We start from the raw sequence: 13209 nt of genomic DNA on the forward strand, positions 1-13209 counted from the left end.
CTTTCTCACAGGCTTAAGGCTTACTTCGAATCCGGGTCCAGGTTGCTGCAGGTAAAGCCCTGTTCCCGGAGCGTGCGCTTTGCGTCCCCGTATTCCGGATTGGCGGCGAAGAACGCGGCGACCCGGGCAGTCCAGTCTTTTTCCTCCAAGCCCTGGGCTTTCAACGTCTGGCGGTTGCTTTCGTTGATCTCCTGCAGATATCCTGCCAGATCAGGATTATAGCTCTCCTCATGCCATACCGCGCGCAGCGGGAGCCGCGGCTGCTTGGACACCTGCGCTTCGGGATACCCGACGCATAGACCGACTACGGGGAATACGTATTTCGGCAGGTTCAGCAGGTCGATGACGCCGCGCGTATTCCGCCGGACGCCGCCGATCGGAATGATGCCAAGGCCCAGAGATTCCGCCGCGACAATCGCGGCCTCCAGCGCAATTCCCACATCCGTCGCCCCGGTAAGCAGAGCATCCACATCGCGTTCCGCGTCAAATGAAACATTCTCGATCTCGCCGGCCAGCTTGGCGCGGTAAAAATCCATGCAGAACACCAGAAACACCGGCGCCTCGGCCACATGCCTCTGGTTCCCGCTGAACTCTGACAGCTTTCGTTTCCGCTCCTCGTCCCGGACGGAAATGACCGTCACATGCTGGCCGTTGATCCATGAGGGAGCGGCCTGCGCGGCTTCGATTATCGTCTGCAAAGCTTCCGTTTCCACAACCCGCTGCGAATACTGCCGGTAAGAGCGGTGATTTCTTAATGTTCCAAGCACTTCGTTCAAAAGAATGTCCTCCTTAAATTTTCTGGCTAAGCCCTATTATAACGGAAATCGGCACAAAAAACGCCCGAGGCGCTCATGCGCTCAGGGCGTCATTTTAAATCGGAATGGACGGAACGTCCGGATAGAGATACGGTGAGGTTTTTAGCGGCGCCACACGTCGGCATATTCGGAATGGTCACGGAACTGGACGAATGCATAAGAACAGGCGGGAACAATCTGCTTATTCTGCCGTCTGGCCTCGCTCACGACCCGGTCCAGCAACAGCTTGGCAATTCCTTTACCCCGGTAGAGAGGTGCGACATAGGTATAGTTAATCAACCAAGTATTAATGCCTTGAAGCGGCAGAAACGTCACCTCACCGATCAGGGTGCCGTTCTCACGCAGAACGAAGCCGTCCCCTTCCTGTACGGGCACAAGTTTCTCCGGCGCTATATCCTCCGCCGCTGTCCCGGCCGCGACCTGCGCGGAAGCTAGCGTACCGGCTGCCGGAGCGCCTTCCATAACAGCCTGCTTGGCCTCAAGGACCACCGCCTTTGTTTCCTGGACCGACTCCTTCATGCGGTTCATTCCTTCCTTGATCCCCGCGGCTTTGCCCTTTGCCTGCCCAACCGTCTCCTGAATATTCCGTTTCGCCGAATCCAGCGTTTCCTTCATGCCGTTCACCGATTGCTTGACTCCGTCCAGCGACTGCTTCAGACCGTTCACGCTGTTCATCATTTCCTTCACAGGATTACTCATATCCTTCGCCTCCTTAATCTAGCCGCATCGCTTAATCATTTACCCATAAAATCGGGCAACCCGGCGTTCCGGCAGCAGCGCCAACATCATTATTGAGGCTCTTTGGTGAGACTTAGAGATTACATCGCAGTCGTATGCGCCCTTGAACTCGGCCATGCGGAAGACCGGAAGCTTGTGACGCTCTCAGACCGATTGGACGAGGAGATCAGCCCGAGAGAACATGCGGAGCTCGCATTGCGGATTGAAATGAACGGACAAGGTTTTTACTTGAATCTGTTTCAGTGAACTCCCTCGGCTTGGTACATGCCGGATATCTCCCTGAATTTAAACTGGCATTTAAGAAATACTTGAACGATATCCGGATCGAAATGTCTGCCCGCATCCTCCGTGATAATTGCCACTGCCTGTTCATGGGACATGGCTCCCTTGTACACCCTCTCGCTTGTGAGCGCGTCATACACGTCGGCCACGGCCATCAGCCTTGCCGAGAGCGGGATGTTTTCCCCCGAAAGTCCTTCGGGATAGCCTGTGCCGTCCCATTTTTCGTGATGGGAATACACAATTTCCTTGGCATAGCGGAAAAAAGTCTCGGTCTTGTTCATCAGCTGCTCCGCCCGCAGAATCGCCTCTTTACCCAGCGTCGTATGAGTTTTCATAATCTCGAACTCTTCCCGGGTCAGCGGGCCCGGCTTCAGCAGAATATGATCCGGGATTCCGACCTTCCCGATATCATGAAGCGGAGCCGAGGCGGCAATCAGATCGACGCTCTCTTGGCATAAATATTCGCTGTATTTAGGGGTCCGGCTGAGCTGGTTGGCCAGCTCTTCGATATACAGCTTCGTCCGTTGAATATGGTTTCCTGTATCAATATCCCGGATCTCGGCAAGAGCGGCCATGGACATGATGCTGACTTCCTGAATCAGGGATATTTCTTTGATCCGTCTGGAAATCTCCATTTCAAGAAAATAATTCTTGTCCTTGAGGAAATCCTTCGACTGCTTGAGCGTCAAATGGGTCTTAACCCGGGACAGCAAAATCGGCGAGCTGATCGGCTTCGTAATATAGTCAACCGCTCCCAATTCGAACCCTTTATTCTCGTCCTCCACCTCTTCTTTGGCGGTCAGGAAAATGACCGGAATATCCTCAAGCTCCCTGTCCGTTTTCAGCCGCCGGCATGTTTCGTAACCGTCCATCACCGGCATCATGATGTCGAGCAGAATCAAATCGGGCGGCGCGGCTTTGGCTACCGCGAGCGCCTTCTCGCCGTTCGTGGCGACTTTCACTTTGTACCGCTCTTTCAGGAGGCCGCTTAGTAACGCAATGTTGTCAGGCGTGTCGTCCACCACTAAAACAACGGGTCTTAGGTCAAGCATTTTTATCAACCCCTATATACAGATTGCTATTACGTACCGCCCTTTCAATCCGCCCTATCGCGTCTTCATAATCAAATATTCCGATCGAGCGTGCCGTTAAGCGCCATTCCTCCGGCTCCATCCATGCCTTCAACTGATCCTTCACCGATATAAAATAATCGACCGCCTCGCTGTCGCTGTCCTTCAGCAGAACGAGCAATCTGCTTACGACCTGCTCCACAGGCTGGCTGTGCGGGACATACTCCTCCGTTTCGAGAAGGGGGGCTTCCTGCAATCCGGACCGGATTTCTTCCGAAATGCTTAGGACGGCAGCTTCAAGCTTGTCCAGTATAGAACCGGTCTCCTCCCCGGCCAGCCCCGCCGCCAGCATAATGCCGGCTTCGTCGGCCAAGGCCTGCACTCCCAAGGCGCCGATATTTCCGGATACGCCTTTTAAGTTATGCGCGAGCCGATGCGCCGTATCGAAATCCCGCCGCATTGCGGCTTCCCTGATCTGCATCACGGTATTCCCGTGGTTGTCCGCATATTTTTGCAGCAGACTGAAGTATAAATTTACATTGTTTCCAGTGCGCCTAAGGCCGTTGCCCGTATCGATTGAGTTAAGCAGGGGGAGGTACGGCGCCTCGAAACCTATCTCATGCATCTCATCGCGGATTTTATCCGGCAGTGGCCTGTTTTTCTGGTCGTCCGGAATCCATTTGTCCAAGATCGCAAACAGGATATCGGGGTCGATCGGCTTCGACACATGATCGTTCATGCCGGCCGCCAGGCATTTCTCCCTCTCCTCCGGCATCGTCCGGGCCGTCATGGCGATAATCGGCAGCCGCGAGTCCATCTCCCGGATAGCTCGCGCGGCTGCAAAGCCGTCCATTTCCGGCATTTGCATATCCATCAGCACCAGTTGAAAATGCCCCGCCGGCATTTCCCTGACCATGCTGACGGCCTCCGCTCCATTTGGGGCGATCTCCGTCCCGATTCCCTGGCTTTTCAGCAGCTCAACGGCGATTTGCTGGTTGATTTCATTGTCTTCGGCCAACAGGACACGGATTCCCGCCAGCTTATAATCCTTCTCCTTTAAGCTTGGGACAACGGATATTCCCCCGTTATGGGGAGCGAATAGATTGATAATCATATCGTAGAGCAGCGACTGATTGACCGGCTTGACCAAATAATCGTCCATATTCTCGGCATCGGCCTGCTTCAGAAAATCGTCTTTCCCGAAAGCCGTAACGAGTATAACCGCGGGAACATGCCTTAAAGACAAGTTGTTTTTAATCCTCCTGGCGAGTTCGGTTCCGAGTTCGCCCTCTATCTCCCAGTCCAGAAATACGACATCGTAAGGCTCATTCGCGTCCGCTTGTTCAAGAGCGAGAAGCGCTTCTTCACCCGATGACAAGGCGGTAGCCCTGCATTCGAAATCCTGCAAATATTCGACCAATAGCTCTCTGGCGGCCTGATTGTCGTCAACGACAAGCATCCTGAGAGACCGCAGCTCTATGGGTACCGCTCTGGCTGAGGAGGCGGTCTCCAAGGAGACGCCGAACCAAGCCGTAAAGGCAAAGATGCTTCCCTCTCCCTCCTTGCTCTCCACCCACAGAGTACCACCCATTATTTCGACGAGTCTCCGGCTGATGGCAAGCCCCAGCCCCGTTCCTCCGAATTTGCGTGTGGTGGAGTTGTCCGCCTGGGTAAACGCCTGAAAGAGTCTGGCTTCCGCTTCTTTGCTGAGGCCGATGCCCGTATCCCGCACGCTGATTTTTAGCTTGATCCTGTTGTCCACGCGGCGGACTTGCTCGACCCGGACGACGACTTCGCCCTTCTCGGTGAATTTTACCGCGTTGCTTACCAGATTGGTCAGGATCTGCTGAAGGCGGAGAGGATCGCCGATCAGATTCTGCGGAACATCGGCCGGTATGTAATACATCAGCTCCAGGCCTTTATCGTAAGCGGACTGGCTCGATAAGGCGACCGCATCCGTGATCACTTCCTGGAGTTCAAATCCGGTGTCCTCAAGCTCCAGCTTGCCGGATTCGACTTTGGAGAAATCCAGAATCTCGTTGACAATGCCAAGCAGCGAGGTCCCTGCATTGTGGATTTTGGACAGATAATCTCTCTGCTTCGGGCTGAGTTCGGTTTTAAGCGCCAGATGGGCCAGTCCGATAATGGCGTTCATCGGCGTTCTGATTTCATGGCTCATGTTGGCCAGAAATTGCGACTTGGCGGCTGTAGCCTCTTCCGCGATGCGCAAAGCTTGTTTAAGCTCTTCTTCCTTCTTCTTGATCTCGGTAATATCCTCGGAAACGCCAAGGAGAAAGAGCGGATTGCCGTCGGCGTCCAGAATCGGCAGCTTCGAGGCATGGACATACCGGAGCGTTCCCTGCTCGCTGTCGTTCGGCAAAATTTCGATCTCGTTCACGGCCTGCCCGCTCTCCAAAACTTTCCGGTCCGTCGTGTTCAGCTTCCTTGCCACCTCTTGCGGGAACAGATCGTAATCGCACATTCCCGGTATTTCTTCCGGGGACAGGCCGAGGAAATCGGCGCAGGCCTGATTTGCTTTATAGAAGTTCAACGTTGCGGCGTCCTTGACGTAAAGCATGACGGGAATATGATTGATGATCACATCCAGGAAATTTCTGCTTTCCAGCAGCTCCTTTTCCTTGGACTTCAGGTCGGTAATATCCGTCATTATGCCTAAGTACCCTCCCTCGGAGCCATCGGACAGGTGATAGGCCGACAGAGAATACAGAATGTCGTGATCATTTCCGTCGGCAAAGGGCCTTCTAAGCTGCCTTTGGGATGGCCGGCCATTTCGGCTCACTTCTTTCCGCATGTCGTCCAGGACACGGTAGTTGTCGCGGGGCATATACGACAAATCCCTCGCATGCATCCCGGTCAGTTCCTGGCGGTTCACGTTAAACGCCCGCTCGTAAGCCGCATTGCAGCCAAGGAAATAGCCCAGGGCATCCAGATAAAATAACGGGTGAGGCAAAGTATCGATGAGCTGGGAGGTAAAGTAGAACTGGTCGGAAAGCTCCCTTTTTATACGGTTGTACTCGGACACATTCTCTTTAATGCCGACATAATGGGTAATGTTTTGGTTATTGTCCTTGATGGATGATATAATGGCGGATTCCATGTACCTCTCTCCGCTCTTTTTCTTGTTGATGAATTCCCCCTGCCAATTGTCGCCTTGACTGATTGTTCTCCACATCTCCCAGTACGTCTCCGGCGCCGTTTCTTCCGACTTCAGAATTCCCGGCGTTTTACCGACCAGTTCTGCTATGCTGTACCCGGTTAACTCCGTAAAATAAGGATTAACGTACTGAATCCGGCTGTGGGCGTCAGTTATAACGATGGAAAGCGGCGATTGTTCGATGACATTCAGATAGAGGCGCAATTGTTCGTTGTACCGCTTCTCTGTTTCCAGCAGCTGTTTGGCGGCTTTGAACTGCTTCACGTACAGACGAACAATAAAATAAGCCATGATGAAAATCGCTAAATAAACGATGCTATGTATGGAAGCCAAGAACGGCATCCCCCTCTCAGGGTCTTCCTGTTTTTTTGAAAACTCCCTTTATCTTTTCTTCGACATTATTCAACAAAAAAATTAGATCGCGCACTCAATCGAAGCGCTTACAAAAATAATATTGATGCAGATTGCCACAAGAAATTCAAATGGCCGCCAAGCGCCCTTTTCAGGCAGCCTGACGGCCTTGTCTCCAGAACCCTAAATGATATTATTTTACCGTTTCATTGTACTGCTTGAGCTTGTCGGTTATCTGCGCCGCTGCGTCCTGCAGCGCCTTTTTCGGCTGCTTCTGTCCGTTCAGCGCCTCTTCGATGGCGCCTTCAACGATCTGGCGCGCTTCCGGGAAGACACCCATTACCGCACCTGAAGTGGCATTTGAAGCGCTGGAAGCATGAAGCTGATCGATGGCTGTCTGGAACTGCGGGTATTTGACCATGTTGTCTTTCAAAACCTTCTGATCGTATGCGGCCTTCGTGATCGGGAAGTAGCCGGTGCTAACGCTCCACTCAGCCTGCACTTCAGGTGAAGCCACATATTTGATGAATTCCCATGCGGCTTTCTGCTGCTCTTCCGGCTTGTTGTTCATGATATAAAGGCTGGCTCCGCCGACGACCACGCCTCCTTCTTTGGCATCGGCCGGTCTCGGCAGGAAGCCGGTTCCTACCTGAAACTTGCCGCCAACCGCGTCCACCATCTTCCGCAGGGCGGCTGTCGAGTTGAGAGTCATCGCCACTTGTCCGGCGGCAAATGCGCTGTCCGTGTCATCCGTATCCCGTCCAAGGTTGGCGACAGCTTTTTCATCCACCATCTTTTTCCACCATTCCAGCGTCTTCACCCCGGCATCCGAAGCAAGCAGAGATTCCGTCGCAGCCGTATCCCGTCCATTGCCGCCGTTGACATACTCGGCATTCTGATTGGCGAACAGCTGCTCCATGAACCAGCCGTAGATCGCGATCGCCGCTCCCGGCTTGCCGTTCTTGCTCAGCGCTTTGGCGGCTGCTTCAAATTCTTCGAAAGTCTTGGGTGGATTCTCGGGATCGAGTCCCGCCGCTTTAAACGCGTCTTTGTTGTAATAAAGAATCGGATTGGACGTATTGAACGGCATCGCGTTCAGTTGGCCGCCGATCGTATAATAGCGGGTGATGTTCGGTTCCAGGGAGGACAAGTCAAATTTATCCTCGTCGATAAACTTCTGCACAGGAGTAATCATCTTGGAGTCGATCATGAATTTGCTGCCGATCTCATATACCTGCATCAGATCCGGGCCGCTGTCAGAACCGAGTGAAGCTTTCAGCTTGTTGAGGCTCTCGTCATACTTGCCCTGATAGATCGCTTCAACCTGAATCTCCGGATGGCTTGCGTTAAAATCGGTTGCAATCTTGTTGATGGCCTTCTCTCCAGCGCCCGACATGGAATGCCACCACGTAATTTTCACCGGTGCGGCTGCGGCGCTGACCGCCTTATCACTGGTTTCTGCGTTGTTAGACGATGTTTTGTTTGCTTCCGTATTCGAGCTCGCGCCCGAATTCCCTCCGCAGCCTGCCAACAAAACCACCATAAACATAGCGAGCACCAGAATCATGCCGCGTCTGAAGCGCAGCCTTCCCAAGATAAACCTCTTCATGATACGAACCTCTCCTTTTCGATTATCCATCTTTTGGTTCTATCTATCATCTGCAAGAAGCAGTTGATTTCTCCCAAAGGCCCAAGGCCTTCTAACCTTTCAGCGCTCCCGCCGACATGCCGCGCACCAGCTGCTTCAAACCGAATACAAGCAGCAGCAGCGAAGGCAAAATCGCGAGCGTAATTCCGGCGAACACCAGATTCCACGACGTCGATTCCTGAAATTCCAGCATGGATATGCCGATCTGCACCGTCCGCATCATTTCACTATTCGTAATCAGCAGCGGCCACAGATAGGAGTTATACATATTCAAAAAGGAATAGACGGCCAAGGTGCCGATCGCAGGCCGGGACAGCGGCAGCACATGCAGCAAAAAATAGCGTATATGTCCGCAGCCGTCCATCCTCGCCGCTTCGAAAAGCTCTTTCGGCAGCTGGAGAAAGAACTGGCGCAGCAGGAAAGTGCCGAACGCCGTCGCCAGAAAAGGAACCGTAAGGCCCTGATAGGTGTCGAGCCAGTTCAAGCTGCGGACCGTCAAATAATTCGGGATCATCGTCACTTCCCAGGGAACCATCATCGAAGCGACAAACAGGCTGAAAATGAAGCCTTTACCCTTGAAATCCATTTTGGCAAAAGCGTAAGCCGCAAGGCTTGCCGTAATGAGCTGGCCGGCCATAACGATGCCCGATACGAGAAACGTATTTCCGATAAAGGCTGCGATCGGCACGATGCCGAATACGTCGATGAAATTTGCCGGATTGAACGTATGCGGAATGATTGACGGCGGAAAGACGCTTGCTTCCTCCGGCTTCATCACCGACAGAAAGAAGCTGTACACCACCGGATACAGCACCAATACGGCAGACGCGGTGAGGATAAGATAGACGGCGGCTTGTTCAGCGGTATGCTTTTTCATTGATAATGCACTTTCCTTTCGACCCATTTGAATTGAAGCAGGGTAAGGAGCATGATGACCAGGAACAGCATTAGCGCCTGCGCACTGCCCGTTCCAAACCGGAAATTAACGAAGGCCTCCCGGTAAATGGAGTAGACAAAGACATTGGTACTGTTCATCGGACCGCCTTGGGTCAAAATATTAATCTGTCCGAATGATTGAAAGGCGCTTATGATCGATACAACCAAAACGAAGAACAGATTCGGAGAAAGAAGCGGAATCGTAATTTGGCGGAACATCGCCACCGGACCCGCACCGTCGATCTTGGCGCTCTCGTACATATCATCGGGAATGCCCTGCATGCCGCTGGAAATAATAATGTAATTAAAGCCAAGATTCATCCAGACGGTCATAAGCGAAACGGAGAGCAGCGCCCACTTCGGGCTGATCAGCCAGGGAACCGGCGCAAAACCGGCCAGCTCCAGTCCGTAGTTCAGCATGCCAAGCGACGGATGAAACAGGAACTTCCAGATGACGGCCGCGGAACCGACGGAAAGCACCATCGGAAGAGAGAATGCGAATTGGAACAGCCGTTTGCCCCTCAGAAGATTGTGCGTAAAAGCCGCAAGCACGAGAGCGATCAGCATCCCTGACGGAACTGTGAGGAGCGCAAACAGCGCGGTCACGCGAATGCCATCCAGGAACAGGCCGGAGGTAAACAGTGCCGTGAAATTCTCCGTCCCGACAAATGAGGCCACTCTTCCAGCCGGGTCCGTGCTGTACAGGCTAAGATAGACCGATCGCAGCAGAGGATAGAACATAAACACCCCGAACAGCAGCAGCGAAGGCGCCAGAAAGGCATAGGCAAGCATATTTTCCCGTATTCTCAGCCTTTTCAACGAAACCGTCCGCAGGCCGGCACCGGCAGAAGCCCTTCTTGTTCCAGCGGGAAGGCTCCATTGATTATCAAGCTCGCTCATTGCGAATGCCTCCTTAAGATTAACAATCTTCTCATGTACAACCTCTGCCAGTGTAAGACTTGAATGTAAAACAAAAACATTGGAAAATTCAGGCTGAAGTAAAACTTTCGTAAAACAGTTAACGGAATGAAAACATGAAGAAGCTGTCCCGTAAGTGGCTTCTCTATACTGGGGGACAGCTCGTTTTTATATTTTCGGTGGACGGCTTGCAGGCTTGAGCTTCAAATGAAAGGGAAATTCTCAACCTTATTTTAATCAAAAAGAGCCAATGCCAAGCCTGAAACGGAATTCCTCCCTCTAAATCAGGCTTTTTGGCCGAAAACCAAAAAATCGCAGAGCATAAGCCGGAGTTTTTCCCGCTTATGCTCTGCGACGCTCTTTTTTCTAAAAATAAAAGGGAGGTTTTCCCGTTCATGCTTATTCCTTCTTGCAGATAATACTAAAGCATATCTATCGCTCACGTCTCCCATTCTCTTGACAGGGATATCCTAATCCTGCGTCATGCTCTTAAACAGCCTTTCGGTATCCTCCCGTTTGCACAGCTCCCTCTCGGGATTCATGACGGCAGCCGCTCCGGCGGCGATTCCGAAGCGGGCGGCCTCCGTCAAAGACCCTCCCTGCTCCAACCGGTAGACAACTCCGGCTACCAGACTGTCGCCCGCGCCCACAACGCTGGCAACGGGAACCTTGGGAGCGGAAATATGCTCGGTTCCTTCTTTGGAGATCATAAAAGCCCCTTTGGCTCCCAGCGAGACGATGACCGCTTCGGTCCGGCCTTCCGCGATGAGCCTCTTCGCTGCAGCCTTCAAATCATCATCGCCCGTAAGCGTCATTCCGGTCAACTCTTCAAGCTCGCGTGCATTGGGCTTTAGCAGATACACGCCCGCATCGGCTGCCAGTTGAAGAGCTTCTCCCGATGTATCTACGATTACCCGGCAATTCCAATCCTTAACGGACTTGATGATCCGGGCGTAGAAATCTGTTGGGCATCCGGGTGGCAGACTGCCGCTCAAGACAAGATAATCCGGTTTGGCCGTTAGCTTATTTAATTGATCGAGACACCGCTGCCGGTCTTCCTCATTGAATGTCGGACCCGGCATATCGAACCGAAACTGCTGCCCGGTCGACTCCTCCAGAACAATTAAATTCTCTCTCGTTTGTCCTTGAATCGGAATCGGCTGATGAGCGACGCCTTCTTCCTCCAGCATTTGATGAATAAGCTGTCCGTGCAGCCCTCCCGACGTATACAGAGCCAGAGCCTCTCCACCCAATCTGTGGATGGCTCTGGATACGTTGACCCCGCCGCCTCCGGGTTTATACGTCGCTTCACGGCAGCGGAGTTTATGGTCGGGAACGACCTCATGGATTCCGGTGCTGGCGTCTACGCTTGGGTTAACCGTCAAAGTAACAATCATTTCCGCATCTCCTTTTTTGGAACCTCGTCATATTCATTCTAACGGTATACTTCACATTTACCCTTTTTATACATGGATAAGCTGCGCCAGTCCCTCTTCATACAAATCGTCCGCCACAGTATTGTCAATTAACTGTATATATAATATACTGTTTATTGTCAAATCAGTTTACAGTATAAACAGTAAGGAGATGTCGCCATGAAATCTTTGGCTATTGAGATTCAGAATCTGCGCAAAACATTCGGGGATCACGTAGTGCTTGACGGAATCAACCTCTCGGTGCAGCCGGGAACCGTATTTGCGCTGCTCGGTCCGAACGGCGCCGGCAAAACAACGCTCATCCATATCTTGTCCACGCTTGTAGCCCCCGATGAAGGAACGGCGCGGGTTGCAGGCTTCGACGTCGCCGCCGAAAGAAATAAAGTAAAGCGTTCAATCACCCTTACCGGGCAGTTCGCCGCCGTGGATGATGTGTTGACCGGAGAAGAAAATCTGCGGATGATTTGCAGGCTTTCCGGACTATCGGCTGCGGATTCCCGTGTCCGCACCGCCGAACTGCTGAAGCATTTCGAACTTACGGAAGCTGCACGCAAACGCGTAAAAACCTATTCGGGAGGCATGCGCCGCCGCCTGGATTTGGCCATCAGTCTGGCCGTCAGCCGGCCGGTGATGTTCCTGGATGAGCCGACAACGGGTCTGGATACACGCAGCCGGCGCGCCTTGTGGGATATCATTCTTCAGTTGAAGGAGCAGGGCATCACTATTTTTCTCACAACGCAGTATCTGGAAGAAGCGGATCAGCTCGCCGATACGATAGCTGTCATTTCAGGCGGACGCATCGTTGCGACAGGGAGCGCCGGAGAATTGAAGTCGCGAGTCGGCGGCGAGGTAATCGAACTGCGAAATACCGACGATGAAATCATTCGCAAGATTCCGACCGACGGCACCATCCTGGATATCAGCCGAACGCTTCATGAATTGGCTTCAACCTTGCCGGGCGAGACGCGGGTGAGCATCAACAGGCCGAACATGAACGATGTATTTCTGGCAATGACCGCCGGAGGAACGGAGGTGGCGCCGGCATGAAGAATCCTCAAACCTCAGTCAAGAGCGCTTCCCTCGCTGTAACCAACGCCGTCTTTATCAGCCGCAGCATCCGCCACAGTCTGCGTAATGTAGAAGCGTTAGTTATGGCAGTTGTGCTCCCGATTATGCTGATGCTGCTGTTTACCTACGTCTTTGGCGGCGCCATCGATCCGGGCGGAAATTATGTGAATTATGTCGTGCCGGGCATTATACTCCTTTGCGCCGGTTTCGGATCATCCAGCACCGCCGTGGACGTTGCGGAAGATATGACGAACGGGATTATCGACCGGTTCCGAACGATGCCGATCAAGAGTCTGGGCGTCATCACCGGACATGTCGCCGCAAGCCTCGTCCGCAATCTGATTGCGACCGGTGTAGTAATCGGGGTAGCGCTGCTTGTTGGATTCCGTCCCACTGCTGCAGGCCTGGAGTGGATCGCGGCGGCATGTCTGATCGCCTTGTTCATCCTGGCCTTCACCTGGCTTTATGCGGCCATCGGCCTGGTTGCCGGGAGTCCGGCGGCCGCCAGCGGATACGGATTCGCGCTGCTCTTTCTCCCCTATCTCTCCAGCGCCTTCGTGCCGACCGATACGATGCCCGCATGGCTGCAAGGAGTCGCGGAGAACCAGCCGATCACTCCGGTTATCGAGGCGATTCGCGGACTTCTGACCGGAGCTCCGGCTCACGATCAGATTTGGAAAGCTGCCCTTTGGTGTATGCTTATCCTTCTTGTCTCGATGCTGTGGAGCATGTGGACGTTCCGGCGTAAAGCCGGCCGCCGCTGATGACATAG

12 protein-coding genes are annotated in these 13209 nt (G+C 53.1%); 3 read left to right on the plus strand and 9 right to left on the minus strand.

The window, feature by feature from the left end; translation table 11 throughout:
- Nucleotides 1–20 precede the first annotated feature (20 nt).
- Together EH198_RS22405 and EH198_RS25240 are read right to left on the minus strand one after the other, a co-directional pair.
- Nucleotides 21–767, minus strand: coding sequence for an NADPH-dependent oxidoreductase (locus tag EH198_RS22405; protein ID WP_246014504.1), 747 nt, complete (start codon nucleotides 765–767; stop codon nucleotides 21–23).
- 150 nt (nucleotides 768–917) lie between these two features.
- Entirely contained in the window at nucleotides 918–1514 is a 597-nt protein-coding gene (locus EH198_RS25240) for a GNAT family N-acetyltransferase (RefSeq protein WP_246014503.1), read from the minus strand.
- A gap of 105 nt (nucleotides 1515–1619) precedes the next feature.
- Here EH198_RS25240 and EH198_RS22415 point away from each other — a divergent pair, with 105 nt between their 5' ends.
- Complete coding sequence (locus tag EH198_RS22415) at nucleotides 1620–1799, plus strand: hypothetical protein (protein WP_124697748.1); 180 nt, start codon at nucleotides 1620–1622, stop codon at nucleotides 1797–1799.
- Here EH198_RS22415 and EH198_RS22420 read toward each other — a convergent pair.
- The 7 genes from EH198_RS22420 to EH198_RS22450 form a co-directional block, all read right to left on the minus strand.
- Nucleotides 1793–2887, minus strand: a complete 1095-nt coding sequence (locus EH198_RS22420; protein WP_124697749.1) for a response regulator — start codon at nucleotides 2885–2887, stop codon at nucleotides 1793–1795. The two genes, EH198_RS22415 and EH198_RS22420, sit on opposite strands and share 7 nt — an antisense overlap.
- Nucleotides 2880–6413 (minus strand): response regulator, encoded by a 3534-nt coding sequence (locus EH198_RS22425; RefSeq protein ID WP_185703023.1) that lies wholly within the window; start codon nucleotides 6411–6413, stop codon nucleotides 2880–2882. Before EH198_RS22425 ends, EH198_RS22420 begins: the two co-directional genes overlap by 8 nt.
- 211 nt (nucleotides 6414–6624) lie before the next feature.
- Nucleotides 6625–8016: an ABC transporter substrate-binding protein gene (locus EH198_RS22430; RefSeq protein ID WP_379309646.1), complete on the minus strand. Its 1392-nt coding sequence runs from the start codon at nucleotides 8014–8016 to the stop codon at nucleotides 6625–6627.
- 115 nt (nucleotides 8017–8131) lie between these two features.
- Nucleotides 8132–8956 carry a carbohydrate ABC transporter permease gene (locus EH198_RS22435; protein WP_124697752.1) on the minus strand — a complete coding sequence of 275 codons (825 nt, stop codon included), beginning with the start codon at nucleotides 8954–8956 and terminating at the stop codon, nucleotides 8132–8134.
- Nucleotides 8953–9915, minus strand: a complete 963-nt coding sequence (locus EH198_RS22440; RefSeq protein ID WP_124697753.1) for a carbohydrate ABC transporter permease — start codon at nucleotides 9913–9915, stop codon at nucleotides 8953–8955. The genes EH198_RS22435 and EH198_RS22440 overlap by 4 nt, the downstream gene beginning before the upstream one ends.
- Before the next feature lie 163 nt (nucleotides 9916–10078).
- Nucleotides 10079–10330, minus strand: a complete 252-nt coding sequence (locus EH198_RS22445) for a hypothetical protein (protein WP_124697754.1) — start codon at nucleotides 10328–10330, stop codon at nucleotides 10079–10081.
- Between the two features lie 73 nt (nucleotides 10331–10403).
- Entirely contained in the window at nucleotides 10404–11330 is a 927-nt protein-coding gene (locus EH198_RS22450) for a 1-phosphofructokinase family hexose kinase (RefSeq protein WP_124697755.1), read from the minus strand.
- A gap of 198 nt (nucleotides 11331–11528) precedes the next feature.
- On the opposite strand from EH198_RS22450, the gene EH198_RS22455 reads away from it, so the two are divergent.
- Together EH198_RS22455 and EH198_RS22460 are read left to right on the plus strand one after the other, a co-directional pair.
- Nucleotides 11529–12416, plus strand: a complete 888-nt coding sequence (locus EH198_RS22455; RefSeq protein WP_124697756.1) for an ATP-binding cassette domain-containing protein — start codon at nucleotides 11529–11531, stop codon at nucleotides 12414–12416.
- Complete coding sequence (locus tag EH198_RS22460; RefSeq protein WP_124697757.1) at nucleotides 12413–13201, plus strand: ABC transporter permease; 789 nt, start codon at nucleotides 12413–12415, stop codon at nucleotides 13199–13201. Before EH198_RS22455 ends, EH198_RS22460 begins: the two co-directional genes overlap by 4 nt.
- Nucleotides 13202–13209: the final 8 nt, after the last annotated feature.

Source organism: Paenibacillus rhizophilus (assembly GCF_003854965.1).
Lineage (GTDB): Bacteria > Bacillota > Bacilli > Paenibacillales > Paenibacillaceae > Paenibacillus_AQ > Paenibacillus_AQ rhizophilus.

What these genes read in the sequence shown, in the direction of transcription:
- EH198_RS22420 (WP_124697749.1), bottom strand. Translation starts at nt 2,887, where the DNA reads ATGCTTGACCTAAGACCCGTTGTTTTAGTGGTGGACGACACGCCTGAC.
- EH198_RS22450 (WP_124697755.1), bottom strand. Translation starts at nt 11,330, where the DNA reads ATGATTGTTACTTTGACGGTTAACCCAAGCGTAGACGCCAGCACCGGA.
- EH198_RS22435 (WP_124697752.1), bottom strand. Translation starts at nt 8,956, where the DNA reads ATGAAAAAGCATACCGCTGAACAAGCCGCCGTCTATCTTATCCTCACC.
- EH198_RS22460 (WP_124697757.1), top strand. Translation starts at nt 12,413, where the DNA reads ATGAAGAATCCTCAAACCTCAGTCAAGAGCGCTTCCCTCGCTGTAACC.
- EH198_RS22445 (WP_124697754.1), bottom strand. Translation starts at nt 10,330, where the DNA reads ATGAACGGGAAAACCTCCCTTTTATTTTTAGAAAAAAGAGCGTCGCAG.
- EH198_RS25240 (WP_246014503.1), bottom strand. Translation starts at nt 1,514, where the DNA reads ATGAGTAATCCTGTGAAGGAAATGATGAACAGCGTGAACGGTCTGAAG.
- EH198_RS22440 (WP_124697753.1), bottom strand. Translation starts at nt 9,915, where the DNA reads ATGAGCGAGCTTGATAATCAATGGAGCCTTCCCGCTGGAACAAGAAGG.
- EH198_RS22455 (WP_124697756.1), top strand. Translation starts at nt 11,529, where the DNA reads ATGAAATCTTTGGCTATTGAGATTCAGAATCTGCGCAAAACATTCGGG.